The organism is Frondihabitans sp. 4ASC-45 (assembly GCF_049472575.1).
Lineage (GTDB): Bacteria > Actinomycetota > Actinomycetes > Actinomycetales > Microbacteriaceae > Frondihabitans.
On the sequence record NZ_JBCEBN010000001.1, the window covers coordinates 171,961 to 186,880 of the forward strand.

20 protein-coding genes are annotated in these 14,920 nt (G+C 67.3%); 15 read left to right on the plus strand and 5 right to left on the minus strand.

Annotation, left to right across the window (positions count from 1 at the left end):
* The first annotated feature begins 27 nt into the window (after positions 1-27).
* Together VH571_RS00775 and VH571_RS00780 are read left to right on the plus strand one after the other, a co-directional pair.
* Complete coding sequence (locus VH571_RS00775; protein ID WP_423262851.1) at positions 28-579, plus strand: DUF805 domain-containing protein; 552 nt, start codon at positions 28-30, stop codon at positions 577-579.
* Positions 580-1,022: 443 nt separating this feature from the next.
* Positions 1,023-1,445 carry an organic hydroperoxide resistance protein gene (locus tag VH571_RS00780; RefSeq protein ID WP_423262852.1) on the plus strand — a complete coding sequence of 141 codons (423 nt, stop codon included), beginning with the start codon at positions 1,023-1,025 and terminating at the stop codon, positions 1,443-1,445.
* 84 nt (positions 1,446-1,529) lie between these two features.
* Here VH571_RS00780 and VH571_RS00785 read toward each other — a convergent pair whose 3' ends face one another.
* Both VH571_RS00785 and VH571_RS00790 read right to left on the minus strand, forming a co-directional pair.
* Positions 1,530-2,507: a zinc-binding dehydrogenase gene (locus VH571_RS00785; protein ID WP_423262853.1), complete on the minus strand. Its 978-nt coding sequence runs from the start codon at positions 2,505-2,507 to the stop codon at positions 1,530-1,532.
* 75 nt (positions 2,508-2,582) lie between these two features.
* On the minus strand, positions 2,583-2,972 hold the full coding sequence (locus VH571_RS00790; RefSeq protein WP_423262854.1) for a DUF1304 domain-containing protein: 390 nt from the start codon (positions 2,970-2,972) through the stop codon (positions 2,583-2,585).
* A 77-nt stretch (positions 2,973-3,049) separates the two neighbouring features.
* On the opposite strand from VH571_RS00790, the gene VH571_RS00795 reads away from it, so the two are divergent.
* From VH571_RS00795 to VH571_RS00805, 3 genes are all read left to right on the plus strand, one after another.
* Positions 3,050-3,652: a TetR/AcrR family transcriptional regulator gene (locus VH571_RS00795; protein WP_423262855.1), complete on the plus strand. Its 603-nt coding sequence runs from the start codon at positions 3,050-3,052 to the stop codon at positions 3,650-3,652.
* Positions 3,653-3,714: 62 nt separating this feature from the next.
* Positions 3,715-3,984, plus strand: coding sequence for a hypothetical protein (locus VH571_RS00800; RefSeq protein ID WP_423262856.1), 270 nt, complete (start codon positions 3,715-3,717; stop codon positions 3,982-3,984).
* A gap of 72 nt (positions 3,985-4,056) precedes the next feature.
* Positions 4,057-4,680, plus strand: a complete 624-nt coding sequence (locus VH571_RS00805) for a hypothetical protein (RefSeq protein WP_423262857.1) — start codon at positions 4,057-4,059, stop codon at positions 4,678-4,680.
* Positions 4,681-4,713: 33 nt separating this feature from the next.
* On the opposite strand, the gene VH571_RS00810 is transcribed toward VH571_RS00805, so the two are convergent.
* Complete coding sequence (locus tag VH571_RS00810) at positions 4,714-5,328, minus strand: TetR/AcrR family transcriptional regulator (protein ID WP_423262858.1); 615 nt, start codon at positions 5,326-5,328, stop codon at positions 4,714-4,716.
* A 124-nt stretch (positions 5,329-5,452) separates the two neighbouring features.
* Here VH571_RS00810 and VH571_RS00815 point away from each other — a divergent pair, with 124 nt between their 5' ends.
* From VH571_RS00815 to VH571_RS00845, 7 genes are all read left to right on the plus strand, one after another.
* Positions 5,453-6,091 (plus strand): GNAT family N-acetyltransferase, encoded by a 639-nt coding sequence (locus tag VH571_RS00815; protein ID WP_423262859.1) that lies wholly within the window; start codon positions 5,453-5,455, stop codon positions 6,089-6,091.
* A gap of 87 nt (positions 6,092-6,178) precedes the next feature.
* Positions 6,179-6,394 carry a hypothetical protein gene (locus tag VH571_RS00820; protein ID WP_423262860.1) on the plus strand — a complete coding sequence of 72 codons (216 nt, stop codon included), beginning with the start codon at positions 6,179-6,181 and terminating at the stop codon, positions 6,392-6,394.
* 66 nt (positions 6,395-6,460) lie between these two features.
* A complete protein-coding gene (locus VH571_RS00825; RefSeq protein ID WP_423262861.1) occupies positions 6,461-7,309 on the plus strand; it encodes an alpha/beta hydrolase in 849 nt (282 codons plus the stop codon).
* Positions 7,310-7,452: 143 nt separating this feature from the next.
* On the plus strand, positions 7,453-8,331 hold the full coding sequence (locus tag VH571_RS00830) for an SseB family protein (RefSeq protein ID WP_423262862.1): 879 nt from the start codon (positions 7,453-7,455) through the stop codon (positions 8,329-8,331).
* 64 nt (positions 8,332-8,395) lie between these two features.
* Positions 8,396-8,794: a DUF2809 domain-containing protein gene (locus VH571_RS00835; protein ID WP_423262863.1), complete on the plus strand. Its 399-nt coding sequence runs from the start codon at positions 8,396-8,398 to the stop codon at positions 8,792-8,794.
* A 398-nt stretch (positions 8,795-9,192) separates the two neighbouring features.
* Complete coding sequence (locus tag VH571_RS00840) at positions 9,193-9,396, plus strand: hypothetical protein (RefSeq protein ID WP_423262864.1); 204 nt, start codon at positions 9,193-9,195, stop codon at positions 9,394-9,396.
* A gap of 38 nt (positions 9,397-9,434) precedes the next feature.
* Entirely contained in the window at positions 9,435-10,205 is a 771-nt protein-coding gene (locus VH571_RS00845; RefSeq protein ID WP_423262865.1) for a hypothetical protein, read from the plus strand.
* A gap of 97 nt (positions 10,206-10,302) precedes the next feature.
* Here VH571_RS00845 and VH571_RS00850 read toward each other — a convergent pair whose 3' ends face one another.
* Complete coding sequence (locus VH571_RS00850; protein ID WP_423262866.1) at positions 10,303-11,715, minus strand: hypothetical protein; 1,413 nt, start codon at positions 11,713-11,715, stop codon at positions 10,303-10,305.
* A 161-nt stretch (positions 11,716-11,876) separates the two neighbouring features.
* Between VH571_RS00850 and VH571_RS00855 the strand changes: the two genes are divergently transcribed.
* The 3 genes from VH571_RS00855 to VH571_RS00865 all read left to right on the plus strand — a co-directional run bounded on the left by VH571_RS00855 (position 11,877) and on the right by VH571_RS00865 (position 13,733).
* Complete coding sequence (locus tag VH571_RS00855; RefSeq protein WP_423262867.1) at positions 11,877-12,734, plus strand: HpcH/HpaI aldolase/citrate lyase family protein; 858 nt, start codon at positions 11,877-11,879, stop codon at positions 12,732-12,734.
* A 98-nt stretch (positions 12,735-12,832) separates the two neighbouring features.
* A complete protein-coding gene (locus tag VH571_RS00860; protein ID WP_123941748.1) occupies positions 12,833-13,111 on the plus strand; it encodes a hypothetical protein in 279 nt (92 codons plus the stop codon).
* Positions 13,112-13,115: 4 nt separating this feature from the next.
* Positions 13,116-13,733 carry a hypothetical protein gene (locus tag VH571_RS00865; RefSeq protein WP_423262868.1) on the plus strand — a complete coding sequence of 206 codons (618 nt, stop codon included), beginning with the start codon at positions 13,116-13,118 and terminating at the stop codon, positions 13,731-13,733.
* Positions 13,734-13,796: 63 nt separating this feature from the next.
* Here the strand turns inward: VH571_RS00865 and VH571_RS00870 are convergent, their stop codons facing one another.
* Positions 13,797-14,789, minus strand: coding sequence for an alpha/beta fold hydrolase (locus tag VH571_RS00870; RefSeq protein WP_423262869.1), 993 nt, complete (start codon positions 14,787-14,789; stop codon positions 13,797-13,799).
* Between the last annotated feature and the right edge of the window lie 131 nt (positions 14,790-14,920).

A 14,920-nucleotide genomic window follows, 5' to 3' on the forward strand; every position in this document is an offset into this window, starting at 1 on the left:
AAGACAGACACGTTCGAGGGGAACACCATGTCGTCGCACCTGCCGCCTCGCGGCTCCCGGAAGCCCGAACGGCCAGGTCAGCAGCCGCAGCCGTCGAAGCCGGGCGAGGAGCCGCCGCTCTGGGCTCCCTGGTACGGAATCGGCCTTCTCGCCGCCGTCAAGCGGCCGTTCTCGAAGTACACCGATTTCTCGGGGCGGGCCAGCCGGGGCGAATACTGGTGGTTCTTTCTGGCCTACTCGCTCGTTGTCGTGGTGCTGTACGCGATCTTCGGCATTCTCGGAATCATCTTCGGCGTCATCAACGCCAACTCGCTCGGCAACCAGGCGATGGCCGAGAACGTAATGGCTCCCCCCGGCTTCACGGCCGTCAAGGTTCTCTTCCAGATCATTTTCGTCGTGCTCAGTCTCGGGCTCCTCCTGCCGTATCTCGCCCTCACCTGGCGGCGCCTCCACGATGCGAACTACCCCGGGCCGTACTTCTTCCTCGGTCTCATCCCGCTGATCGGACCGATTCTGCTCATCGTCTACCTCGCCGGTGCCTCGAAGCCCGAGGGTGCGCGCTTCGACCGGCCTCGGTAACCCTTCGCGACTCACCGAACCGACCGCGAAAGCGTCACCGGACCGCGAATAAACACGGTCGGGTGACTGAAACACGGTCGGTGCCGCCCAGGAACAGAACAAGCCCGCCGCCTCGTCATCGAGGCGGTGGGCTTGTCGTCGGGAGAGTGATCATCAGCATCCCGTATTGCAGAGTCGCCGGTCATGCTCGCCCTGGTGGATTAGATCCCCCGCTGCGAAACGATAGACCCGCAAGGTGTGCTCGGCTATCAGCCAAAGGGATGATTCGCGAGCATTCCTCCTGTCTTGATTGCGGCGACCACGGGCATTCGAGTTGTGTCGTCTCCCTCTAGCTTCGAACTACCCGTGCGCTGTGCCGTGGTGCGCGTGGCACGCTGGTGGGTGGAGGACAACGGAGTTCGACCCACTCGAGCAACACGACCACCCACAGAAAGGCTCTCCTGATGGACAGCATCTACACCGCCGAAGCACTCTCGACCGGCGCCGGCCGCAACGGCCACGTCGCCACGGTCAGCGGCACCGTCGACCTCGATCTCGCGATTCCCAAAGAGATGGGCGGCGCCGGTGGTGGTGCCAACCCCGAAGAGCTCTTCGCCGCCGGCTACGCCGCCTGCTTCCACTCCGCTCTGCAGAGCGTCGCCCGCATGCGCAAGGTCGCGATCTCCGACACCTCCGTCGGCAGCCAGGTCAGCGTGCACCCGAACGGCGAAGGCGGCTTCGTCCTCTCCGTCACCCTCGAGGTCGTCATTCCCGAGCTCCCGCACGACGAGGCGCAGGCTCTCGCCGACGCAGCCCACCAGGTGTGCCCGTACTCGAACGCCACCCGCGGCAACATCGACGTGACGATCACCGTCTCCGACGACTGACACCACACAAAAGCGAAACGGCCCGGGTCTCATCGACCCGGGCCGTTCGGCTTTCGTGGCGCGCTTACTCAGGGGCGCAGCAGACTACGGACGCAGCAGGATCTTGCCCGCGCGACCGGGAGTGAAGTTCGCGGCGGCGGCCTGGCGGGCCTCTTCGAACGAGTAGGTGGCCTCGACGGGGAGGGTGATCGTGGAGTCCTGGATCCTGCGCACCAACTCTGCGAGAAGCGCACCGCGCTGGGCGGCCGGCATGCTCGTGCTGACCGTGCTGCCCCAGAAGCCCTTGACAGTCGCCTGCTTGAAGATCACGTCGCCCGACGAGATCTGCATGACGGGCGACTGCATCGCGCCGAACACGACGAGGGTGCCGTTCTCGCTGAGCAGCGACAGCACCTCGCCACTCGCGGGGCCACCGACCGAGTCGACACCGGCAAGGATCCGGGCGTCGCCGACGATCGCCTTCACGCGGTCGCGCCAGTCGGCCGAATCCGTTGCCACGACGTTGCCGATGCCCTGGGCCTTCAGCTCGTCGACGCCCTCGGCACGGCGGACGAGGCCGATCACGTTGATGCCGCGGGCAGCCCCGAGCTGGGCGACGAGACGGCCGACTGCGCCGTTGGCGGCGTTCTGCACCAGCCAATCACCCTCGGCGAGGTCGAGCGACTCGAGCAGGCTGATCGCACTGAAGGGCATGGAGACGAGCTGTGCGGCGACCTCGTCGGACATGTCGTCCGAGACGGGCAAAAGCGCGGCCGCCTTGGCGACGAAGAACTCGGCCCACACGCCGAAGGTACCGCCGGTCGCGACGCGCTGACCGATCTCGACGCCGGTGACGCCCTCGCCGAGCGCGTCGATCACGCCGACGGCCTCGGTGCCGGTGCGGGCCGGGAGCTCGGGCTTGAAGCCGTAGGTACCGCGGATCGTCCAAAGGTCGTGGTTGTGAATCGGCGACAGGAGGGTGCGGACGCGCACCTCTCCGGGGCCGGGCTGAGGCGTCGGGACCTCTTCGACCGTGAGGATCTCGGAGGGCTCTCCAAAGGTGGGGTGCATGACTGCGCGCATGGCGTTCTCGACTTTCTGTGGGGTGTTCGTGAAGCGGGTGGGACGGTGGGTCGGGTGAGACGGTGGGTCGGGCTTTTACACGTTCAGGGCGATCACGGTCGTGACGACGGCGATCAGCGGGAATGCGCCCTGGGTGACGGCCGCCCGGCGCTTGCCGGGTGTCGAGACGAACAGGACGAGCGCTGCCGCGAGCATCGAGCCGGTGCCGACCAGGATCAGCGCCTCGCCGATCGCCGACGACGATGCGAGGGCGAACACGATGCCGATCACGGTGGTCGCGGCGAGGAACAGGTTGTAGAAGCCCTGATTGAAGGCGAGCGGTGCCGTCGTCTCAACCTCGGCCTCTGTGGCCGGGCCGAAGGTCGCGCGAGCTCGGGGGCCACGCCACGCGAGCGACTCCATCCAGAAGATGTAGACGTGCAGGGCAGCGGCCAGGGCCGCGAACACGATGGATACGACGAGCACGAAAGCCTCCTGATTTGAACTGACCGTTTCACTATATACTGAAACGGTCAGTCCAGATCAACCCCGAGGAGCAGAGCATGGGTCGCACTCGAACCTTCACCGAAGCCGAGGTCGTTCGTTCAGCGCGCCAGGTCTTCTGGGATCACGGCTACGAAGACACCGCCCTGCCCGACCTCGAGCGCGCCACCGGCCTCAACCGGTCGAGCATCTATCACTCGTTCGGCAGCAAGCGCGGCCTGTTCGACGCAGCAGTCGAGAGCTATCTCGACGAGGTCATCCGACCCCGCCTCGCCCCGCTGCGTGCGGACGTCGTCGAGGTTGGAGCTCTCGAGACCTACCTCCTCGGCCTCCACGCCGCGATGACGGAGGGGCACACAGCCCTCGCCGCCAACGGCTGCCTGCTGCTCAACGCGACCGGCTCTCCCCTCGGCCGCGAGGAGGCCCTGCAGACCGTCGTGGCTGCGTACTGCGACAGTCTCCGCTCGGCGATCACGACCGGGGTCGCCGCCCGTCGTGCCGATCTCGACGCCGCCGAGCAGAAGAATCTGGCCACCACCTGCACCGGCCTCGTCTTCGCCGCGATGGCCATCGTCCGGGTCGACCCCACAGCTGCCGGCGACCTCATCGAAGCGGCGCTCGGCCACGTTCGTCGCGCTTCCTTCGAGCAAATCAGCAAATAACCCAGGATCCGGGGCACCGCACTCTCCCTCCCGTTCGTTCCCCTCCGGAGCTACGATCGGGCATGAACACTTCCGGGGGAATGTCCAGGGTCGTCGGGTGGATCAGCGTGGCAGTCCTCGCCGCTCTCGTCACGGTCTTCTTCGCGTTTGTCTTACAGGGAGGCTCGTGCCTCGACGCCGCCCCGGGTCAGGGCGAGAGCTCGTGCACGACCGGTCCGGCGATCGGGGCGACTGCCGCCCTCGTCGTAGGGGTCGTCGGATCCTTCGTCGTCATCCTCGCCGCAGCACGGGCTGTCGTGCTGGGTCGACGTCTTCGCCGCGCCGCGGCCTGACGGGTTGCACCCGCCAACCGTGGAGAATCCGGCTCAGTCCTGGCCAAGGGCCACCGACGCTAATGTCGATCCATGGTGAGCCAGGTCATTCTCGTGATGGCGGAATACTCGGTCGAAGACTCGCCCCCGTGGTTTCGCCTCTCAAACGACAAAATCGGGCTAGCCGATGCAGGGGAGCTAGGGCTCAGCGCGGGCCTTCGCCGTGACCTCGAAGTCTGGAACGACGTCTTCGACGCCATCGCCGGATCAGGATTCCGCTTTCCCTCCGCCGAGATACACGACCACCATCGCGCCGAGGCTTTCGACCTCGCGGCTCGAGTCCAGGACGAACTCGGCGACGAGACCCACGTCTGGTGCGGTGCCGGAGAAGGCGTCGACTTGTTCCCCAACCTGAGCGACTCGCTCGTCGTGGCCGCTGATTCTCGTGGAACATCGGTTGAGCAGTACACCGGTGGCCGCGCACGGAGCATCACAACAGCGTCAGCCGGCGGTCGGGAGAGAACAGCCAGGGCCATCATTCGATGGCGCGCGTTGACGGAGCGCGCCGGCTCGCCGTTCGGCGACGCTCAAACAAGGTTTGACGGACTCAGGGCGGCCGAGGCCCTTCAGAGAGACATTGGCGCACTCAGCCAGGTCACCTTTTTCGGTGGGGCTCGCAGCCCAGGTGACTACTTACACCACTACGGCCTCGAGTAGACGAAACCGAAGCCCCCTGGTCCATTCGCTGCCTTACTGCTCAGCAGTATCAACAAGAGAGGCGATTGTCCTGGCCCCGAGGGTGACGGCGTCACGGGCCGCCTGGTCGTTGCGATCGGCGAGCCATGACGTGCTGATGCCGTCAGCCAGGGCGATCAGCAACGATGCGACCTGAACGGTCGGAGCCGACCACCGCATGTTCGCCGCGGCCGTCCATTCGTCGACGTTGCGGGCCACCTCGCGTAAGTACTCCGCCTGTTCCCATCGCATCAGGTGGCTTAAGGCTGGGTCGCGATAGGAGAAAGCGGAGAGCTCAGCCAACGCGAGGGCATGGTCGGGGCGGCCCGTGACGAGGTCGAGACGTGCTTGGAGGCCGACTGTAATCCGTTCGGTGACCGTCACGGGTTCAGCTGGCGGATCGAAAGCCGCAGTCATGGTGACGCGAATCTCTTGGGAGAGGATCGCCGAAAATAGATCGGCCTTTGACTCGAAGCAGTAGTCGAACGAGCCATGAGGAAGGCCAGCGCGACCTGTGACGGATCGCGTGGTGACCGCTGCGACACCCTCCTCAGCCATGACCAGCACGGCGGCATCGATTAGCTGCTGGCGGCGTTCGCTCCTCGGGCGGTGTTCGCGAGGAGCAGTCATATAACGACAATACGAGGTAGTGGCCAGTTGGCCAACTGAGCTTTCGCCCGACGAATGCCGAGGAGTCACCGGGAGCTGGGCAACATTTGGCCACTTGGCCAATTTGGGGTCTTACAGTCGAGGCATGACTCAACTCTCTAAGGCCCGGTCCGTCATCATTCGTCCCGCTCGAAACGGCGAGCGCGGCGCCACGAAGCCGCTGGTCGACGCTTTCGCTGAGGATCCGGTGATGGCCACGTTCGTCTCCGCTGGCAGTGACCGGCGGGGTCGCCTCGAGAAGCTGTTCTGGGCAATGCTCCGATCGGGGCCCCTGGCGGCACGAACGGTCGACGTCGCGGTGGATGAGAACGGGTCGATCCTCGGAACCGCGGTCTGGGAGGAACCTCGCCGGGGACAGGAGCGTTCGCGACCGTTTCTCGGGCAGATTCCGGCCTATCTCGACGCGTTGGGACTCCGAGGGGCTTTCTCCGCTCTTCGATACCGAGCAGTACTCCAGCGCCCGAGGCCGGTACTGCCGCACTGGTACCTCGCCGAGATCGGTGTCTCCCCCGAGGCGCGAGGCCTCGGGGTGGGCTCTCTTCTCCTCGCGCACCGACTCGGGCTCGTCGATGCGGCCCGGGAAGGCGCGTACCTCGAGTCTTCGACGGAGAGGAACCGTGCTCTCTACCGCCGGTTCGGCTTTGTCGAATTCGGCACCATTCAAGGGCTCCCCTCGGGTCGGCCGATGGCGATGTGGCGACCGGCGGTCGCCCACGCCCTCTGAGCTAGTTTGTGGCGACGTGGGTGAATTTCTGACAAACCGGACACTCACTATCTTTCGCAACTACCGGGTCGGTTCTACTGTCAGAGAATGCTCTCGGCACTCATCGTTCTGGCTGTCCTCGTGATCCTCGCCGCAGCCATCGTCATGGTTCTTTTCCTCGGCGTGCGCCGACGCCGGCAGGCGCAGGTCGACCTCGCAGCAGACCCCGGGCGTGGGCGCCGCGCCGGGGATGAATCGGCCAAGGCGGAGGAGTCCGCAGACGTCGCGCGCGGTCGCGGAGCGAACACGGGTCTGAACTTCTAGGGGGGGGTGGCGGGAGCGAGCCCCGACCGGATGACCGCGTGAACCACCTTTCGGTTCACCCTCTAGATGGACGCGCGGCGCTGCCCCCATGCATCACGGTCAAGTGTGACCAAGCGACCTGACGCCACCTCGCTCCGCTGGTACACGCCGCCGGACGGCGAGGCTTCAGCTGGACCCACCTTGCTCTGGCTGCATGGCGGCGGATTCTTTCGAGGAAGCCCCGCGCAACCGGAGGCCCACGACGTCGCGGACTCGCTCGCGAGACACGGGCTGACTGTCGCCACCACGGGGTACCGCCTCTCTCCGCCTCCCGGAACGGCGAGGGCGAGTTCGGGTGCCGGGCGGGCATGCGGCCGATTCCCCGACGCTCTCAACGATGTCGTCGCCGCCTACCGCGCAGTGGCTTCTGCGTCGCCGTTGGGGGTGATCCTCGGTGGAGCCAGCGCGGGTGCCTGCCTCGCGGCGGCTGCAACCCTCCAGACCCTCGATGAGGGGTTTCGTCCGGCAGGCGCCGTCTTCGCCTACGGTTTCTTCCACGCCACCCATCAGCGCCCACAAGATGACCGGGCACGATCCCAGGGGCACCGCCGGATCACGCATGCGCCGTGGGCGTTGGACCTCATGAACCGCAACTACGCCGGCTCGAGGGATGCGCTGGCGAACCGACTGGCTTTCGCGGGTGGCCATGACCTGACCGGCTTTCCGCCAACTCTCGTGATCAACGCGGAACACGACAACATGCGCGCATCAGGCGACCTCTTTGCTCGCGAACTCAGCAGCACCAGAGTCGACGTCGAGCACCACGTACTTCCGGGCACGCACCACGCGTTTCTCAATCGACCGCACCTCGACGCCTTCGCGTCCGCGATTGATCTGATCGCCACGTGGAGCCTGTCTATCCATCAACGTCAGTGATCGGCGTTTCGGCACGGACGACCGGCCGTGGAATGAGCATTCAGCCGCGCCGCTGCGTTCGCCCGGTCTAGGGCCACAGGTCAGGCACACGAAACAGACGCACGTCGAGCGTCAGAGTGAACACCCGCTGGTAGCGTCGAAATATGGGGATCTTTTCGAGAAAAAGCAAGAAGGACGACGTAACAACGAACGACGCGGGGGCGGCGGACAGCACGCAGCCGAGCGTGACTTCCGGGGGAAGCAGCTTGGTCGTCAACCGCTTGGTGCAAGACGCACTCCGGCCGTGGAGTTCCAGCCAAAATGCGCAGACGATGTACGCCGTACTGCGTCAGTGCGCCACTGGCGATCTACTCCTCGACGCCTCGGGGTCGGAGATCGCCGATAAGGCAGCCCCGTTCGCGAAAGGCGACACCCTCGCCATCGGAACGCAGGTCGACAACGCGGGCAAGCGTCTCCTCGTGGCTTTCACGGACAACGACCGCTTGGCGGTGTACCGACAGAACGGAGGAGCGACCACCCCTCCGATCTCGCTTGGGCAATCTGCCTCCGCAACACTCCAGATGGCTGCGACCACTTACGACGGGATCGCAATCGACCCAGGTTCGCCCGAAACGGTCTTCATCGCGTATGCCGACGAGATCCGCCGCGGACTCACCGATGAGGCCGGCGTCAACGAGATCTTGAAGACCGCCATTGTGGCGGGCAGCCCGGTCGAAGAGATCATCGACCGCGCTGAAGCCGCCCCGGTGGTCTTCGTCGGTCTCTCCGCACGCAGAGATGACAAGGGAGAGGTCGAGAGCATCATGGTCCCGGCCCTGAAGGGGCCTGACGGCAGCATGTACCATCCGGCGTTCACATCCCCCGCGGAGGTCTGGGCTTGGGCGCCCGACCTCGACGCTCAACCGACCGGTTTTGCAAACATCGCCCGGTCTGCTCGGGAGGACGGTCAAGCCGGTATCGTTTTCAACCCCGCGGGCAAACCTGCCGTGGTGCCGATCGCAGCGATCGCCGAACGATACTGACGGCGGTCATCTATCAACCGGGCGCACGACGCGAACCGGCGCGGCGGGACGGGACGATCGGGGTATGACATCTCGATCGCGGCTGGGAGTGGTGGCGGCAGGGATCCTCGACGTGATTGTCGGGGTTTTCGCGAAGCTGATCGTGCCGGGGCTGCCCGGAGATCTGCTCGGGTCGGCCTGTTACACCGCCCTCCTCTTCGTGTTGGCGGCAATCGTGCTGCCGCGATCACCCGGCGTCGGCCTCGCAGTTTTCGCGTTCGTCGTATCGACGATTGTCGAGGTGCTGCAGCTCACCGGCCTGCCCGACGCCGTCGCGCGAGTGGCACCCCTGTCTCGGTGGGTGCTCGGCAGCACGATCGTCGCGACCGACCTGCTGGGCTACGCGGTGGGTGCCCTCGTGGCAGTAACGATCGACACCGCCTGGCAGCGATCACGGCCGCCCGGCACGAGGAGGCCGACATGACAAAGCGGCTCACCCCCAGCAGGTGACCCGCTCGTCTGGCTCGCATACCTGATCCGACTACGCGAGACACTCTCACGTTAGCAGTACCCTGTTAGCAGGACGATCATCCTGCCGAAATTGCACACAGTGCAAACAGGCTGACACGCGACATGCCCCCGGCCGAAGCCGAGGGCATGCGGGTGTCGAGAGGAACGCCAAGCCACCCGCAACTCGGATCAGGAGAAGAACGGGAGCTTGTCGTCATCGACACGGGCGACCGGTAACCAGCCGGCTCGCTCGTATACAGTAGCGAATCCCTCCGGCAAGAGGGAGCCCGTTGCGCAACACGTATAGTCAGACCGGCGTACTCGCTCGACGTCGAGAGCGACCACCCGGTCTCACCTGCGATAGTGGATAGCGTGACCATCCTGATCGTGTCCGTGCTCGGGGCAGCCCTCGTACTGCTGCTCGTCGTGCAGGGCGTCTCCCGCCACCGCCGCCTCGTTCGGCGCGAAGAAGCGGGCCAGACCACCCTGCCGCGCAGCACCTGGATCGTCTTCGGCCTCGCTACCGCCTTCTTCCTGTTCGCCGTGTTCGTGCTGCCCCTCGTGCTCAAGAAGTGAGCGCGTCGCCCGAGATTCCAGTGTCTCCGGGGGGCTCAGTGTCTCCGGGGGGCTCAGCGTCCCGGTGGCGCGACCTCACCGTCGCGATTGAGCTGCCCCCAGCCGCATTCGGCGCCGCCGTCGACGTCGACGACCTGCTGAGCGAACCTGATCTGCACTTCGCCACCGGTGCCCCCACCAGCCGGCTCGTGCTGATGCCGAGACTCGGCACGTTCTCGCGCCTGGTGCTCGAATGGGAGACCCTGCCTGAGATCGGCATCTTCTCGGCGACGTCGTGGCCAGCCGATACGTTCACCACCGCCGAGATCGCCCGCCTCGAGACGTGGATGCGTGACGTCGCCTCGGTCTGCCACGCTCACCGCGATCGGGTTCGCGCGACGGCCGAGCGAGCCGTCCGCGATGCGTCGAGCGGCCTCGACCGAAGCGAACCGAGCACGGTCGGAGCCGGCGACGCGACTGGGCACGTGGTGTCGGCGCACGTCGGCACCAGGGCCGCGGGCCCGACGCCCGGCGCGCGGTACCCGATCGTCGATGTGACGGGCCCTGTCGGTGCGCCGTCGGATCCTTCGGTTCGTGAACTCCGGTTCGTCGACCGAGCGACCGGCACCGAGCTGGGGCGCCGATTCACCGCCCACGACGATGCCGAGTCGGCGTTCGAGCCGCTGGCCGACGGCGTCACGAGAGACGACCTCGCCGACTGGTACGACGAGCACATCGTGCGAGAAGTGCTGTTCGACGACGTGTGGCAGGTGTGCGTGCACCTGCTGGCCGGGCTCGAGGCGCCGGCCGACGTCGTCTACTTCAGCTGACGCTCGCGGCGAGAGTGCAGAAACTGCCGCCTACCGGCCGAGCAGAGGGCGATTTCTGCACTCTTGGCGCGGGCGGGGGCGGCAGCGTCAGGTCTAGCTAGGCCTCTTCGACGGCGAAGCGATCGACCTTCTTGTGGAATCTCATGCCCGCGAGACCACCGAGCAGGGCACCGCCGATCGACAGGACGACGATCAGCCCTTCGGCGATGAGGGCCTCGACCGAGGTGAAGGTCTGCAGCGTGACGGGATCCATCTGGTCTTGCAGCGTCGAGACCGTGGTGCTCTGGCTGGCGACGACGATCAGCACGACCGCGGCGATGACCGTCATGAAGACGCCCCATAGCCAGACGGCGAGACCCTGCTTGACCCCGGAGAACCGTGCCATCCGCCCGGCGACGAACCCGCCGACGAAGTACGACAGGAACAGCACGACGAGCACGATCACCAGCGCGGTGATCTGCAGCGTCTGTGCGCTGAGCTCGGAGCCGAACGACTTGACCGTCGCCTGCTCCCCCGTCAGCAGAGAGGGCTGCGCGAAGCCCGAGACGCCGGCGATGCCACCGACGATGACATAGAGCAGACCGGCGAGGCCCACTGCGGCGAGCCAGCCGAAGAAGCCGGCGCCGAAGTTGATACCACCGAATTCCTGCTTCTGCTGGAACGCCAACTCGTCGCGGAACTGCCGACGCTGCGCGATCTCCTCGGGCGAGAATCCGTTGTCGCCGGCGATGCCGTCGGTGAATCCGAGGCTCTCGGCGGGCGAGGTGCCGAGGTTCGAGATGGGCGTCGTGCTCGTCTGCGCGGGCATCGCCTGCGTCGGAGGCGCGTACGGAGTCGGCGTGATGACCGATGTCGGGGCCGCGTACTCGCTCGGCGACGCCGGGGCGGGGGGCGGGGTCCACGCGGCGGTCGAGCTGGTCGCTGCGGCACCCGCGCCCGCGCCGGCACCGGCGGCGGTCAGGCGCGTGTCGCCGAGGTCGTCCGACTCGGGAGCCGGAGCGGAGCCCGGCGCGACGGGGGCAGAAGGCGAAGGATCCGACGGCTCGTCCGAGCGAGCGGCCTCCGCTGCACGCAGAGCACTGTCGTCGTGGAGGACTCCCGTCGCGGGGGCACCCGTCGACACCTGGCTGGTCGGCTCGCTCAGCGGCGGTACCGGGCGGTCTTCGGGTGCGACGGCGGGCTCGGCTGGCTCGGACTGCGCAGCGACTGCGGAGTGCTCAGCTACTGCGGAGTGCTCGGAGGCGGGCTCGGCACCAGCGGGCTCCGCGGGCGTGGCTGCGTTGGAGTCAGCGGCGGCTGCCGGATCCTGCGCTGTTTCCTGAGCTGCCGTCTCGTGCACCTCGGGCTCGGGCACGCGGTCTTCCGGGGCCACCGCGGGCTCCAGCGGCGCGTCGTGCTCGGTGGTCTGGCCGGTCTCGGTCTGGTGGTTCGGAACGGCTTCGGACTGTGCTGTCACGGGCTCGTCGCCGTCGTGCTCACCCTTCGGGGCGGGCGTGTTCGGATCCGTCATGATTGCTCCTCGTGATCGGTAGTCACGCGGACAGTACCCCGAGTGGAGCTCTCGAAGCGGCTCCCCCGCCGCTCCCGGCGGAACCGGCGCGTCCAGGCGAGCCTCTGCCGCGGCCCGGTAGCGTGTTATCGACGTATCGACGACGAACATCACGAGGTGCCATGAACGAGACTTCCGCCAGCCCCGCGCCGGCCCGCCAGCGACCCGATGCCGAGATCGCCCGATCGTGGCTGCTCGTTCCGGGCACCAAGCCGGAGTGCTTCGACTCGGCAGCAAAGTCGCGAGCCGATCAGATCGTGCTCGACATCGAAGACGCCGTCGACCCGAAGCGCAAGCCCGCGGCCCGCGACGACGTGGTCGCCTGGCTCGAAGGCGGCGGCGAGGCGTGGGTGCGCATCAACGACCGCTCCAGTAACTTCTGGTCGGACGACGTCGACGCCCTGGTCGGCCTCCCCGGGCTTCTCGGGGTCATGCTCGCGAAGACCGAGGCCGCCGAGCACGTCACCGAGACCTTCGACCGCCTGCACGGCGTTAAGCGGGTGCTGGCCCTGGTCGAGTCGGCGGTCGGTATCGAGCTCTCTCCGTCGATCGCGAGCGCGCGCGGCGCGTTCCGCCTGGCGTTCGGCTCGGGCGACTACCGCCGCGACACCGGCACCAGCGCGGACGACATGGCGATGGCCTACCCGCGCTCCCGGCTGGTCGTCGCGTCGCGGATCGGCGAGCTGCCCGGCCCGATCGACGGCCCCACGGTCGGATCGAGCCACCCCGTGCTCCGCGAGCAGTCGTCGATCGCTGTGGCCCTCGGCCTGACCGGCAAGCTCTGCCTCGACGTCGACCAGCTACCGGTGATCAACGAGGTCATCAGCCCGACGTCGTCCGACACGGCGTGGGCGCGCGACTTCCTCGCCGACTTCGAGAGCCGGGGCCGCGAGATCCGCGACGGGAGCGATTTGCCGCGTCTCGGCCGGGCACAGAAGATCGATCGTCTCGCTCGCGCGTTCGGCGTGCTCCCGAACTAACCGCGCCCAAACGGGGTGCCGCCTCGACCGCGGCGCCCCGGGGCCACACCGGGAAGCACCGCCGAGCGCGTCACAGCCCGACGTGGCACGCTGGGCTCATGCCTGGTCACCCCCGCCGCAGCGTGACGCGCATGACGCTGCCCGAGGCGGAGCGTATCGTCGCCCTCGCGCACGACGGCGCGCTCGACCGCTCCGACGAGAGCGTCGAGCGGATCGTCCGCGAAGCGCACGTGGTCGTCCAGCGCAGCTCGATGTGGGGCTCGGCGCCGGGCAATCCCGCGCGGAAGCGCACGGTCGTCGTGTTCCTCCTGTCCGGGGCGCTCCTGGGCGTCTGGATCGTCGGGTTGCTCGCACCCCTGATCATGGCCGGGGAGTGACTCCATGGCGACCCGCCGTCGGATCCTTTCGCCGTCTCTCGCTCTGATCGCTGCCCTCGCGGTCGTCGGCCTGATCGCCGGCATCGGCGTCGCGCACGACCGAGCAACATCGACGAGCCTCGCTCACGGCGAATCGGCCCAGCCGCCCTGGCCCGCTCCCCCGGTCGGCGAGCGACGCGAGCGCGCGGCAGTCGCCGACCTGCCGAACGTCTACGGCGTGAAGCTCCGGCAACACATCCACACGCACCTGTCGATCACGATCGACGGGGTCGCCGCGACGGTGCCCGGGCAGATCGGACTCGACGAAGACAACCGCTACGCGACGGCGCTGCACACGCACGACACCTCCGGCATCATCCACGTCGAGTCGCCCGACCGGCGCGACTTCACGCTCGGGCAGTTCTTCACGGAGTGGAACGTGCGGCTCGACGCGCGCCACGTCGGCGCCCGCGGCGGCGACATCGGCGAGGTGCTCACGGTCTTCGTCGACGGTCAGCGTCGCGCCGGCAACCCGGCGTCGATCGTGCTGCACAATCTCGACAGCATCGATCTCGTGGTGGCTCCCGCCGGCACGACGGCCCGCCCTACGCCGGCGTTCGACTGGCCCGGCAACTACCGCTAGTCGCGCCCCGAGCCGCGACTCGCCCCGAGCCGCGACTCGCCCCGGGCCGCGACACCCGAGCCTCTACTCTTCGGCGCGCTCGTGCGCCTCGTGCATCGCCTCGGCGTGCTCCGTCTTGCCCTCGGCGATCAGCGCATCGTCGCGCTTGAGCATCCCGAGGGCCTCAAGGATCCGCCCGCGCACCCCTTTCACGAACGTCGCCGGGGATTCGTCGATCGACGGCCGCTGGATTCCGGCGGCCTTGTGGTCGAACACGCGCAGGGTGCCGCCCTCGTCGTATTCGATCGGCTGCTGAGCGTGCTCGACGCAGAGCCGAGCCACCTCCTCGGCGTTGGCGTGCATCACCGAGTGCGCCGCCCCCGGGATCTCCCAGAGCCGCGACGACGGCAGCAGCTCACCGACCCGCTTGACCCAGGCACTTGGGGCGACGGCGTCGAACTCGCCCCGAATCACGAGGGTGTCGGCCTTGACGTGGGGCAGCGCTCGCTCGAGGGGGAAGGTCATCATCTTGGGCAGGATCCGCGAGAACCACTTCACCCCGCAGAAGAGGTAGGCAGAGAAAGCCAGCGCTTTCACTCGGCCGGGCTCGTGCAAGGCCGCCTGCACGAACCGGATCGCCTGCGTCAGGAGGCGTCGCTCGTTCGGGTTGATGACCGGGCCGATCAGCACGACGGTCGAGAGATCGGGTCGGCGGGCGACGAGGTCGGTGACGACCTGCGTTCCCATCGAGTGGCCGACGACGACCGGGTCGTCGAGCTGCATCTCGTCGATGACGCGACCGACCAGGTCGGCGTACTGGCGGATGGTGAGGGCGCTGTCGGGGTGCGGCACACCGGCGAAGCCGGGCAGGTCGAGCGCGTGCACGGGGCCGAACTGGTTGAGGTTCGGGGCGAGGCGTTCGAAGTAGTTGCTGGCGACGCCGATTCCCGGCACGAGCACGAAGGGCCTGGTGCCGGAGTCGCCGATCGTCGACACCCGGACGTAGACCTCGTCGCCGCCGTTCAGCGTCGCCTCGACGCGAGACACGGTGACGTCGGTGGAATTGCGGTGAGCCATCGGCCCAGTCTGGCAGGGCGGTGCGGCGAGCCGTCGGATCCTGGCTTTTCTCGTCCGTTGGTGTTGACTTAACGAACTATCGCGATATATCTTTGAGCTATCGCCGGAAGGAACCGGCGCGAGCGGCCCGA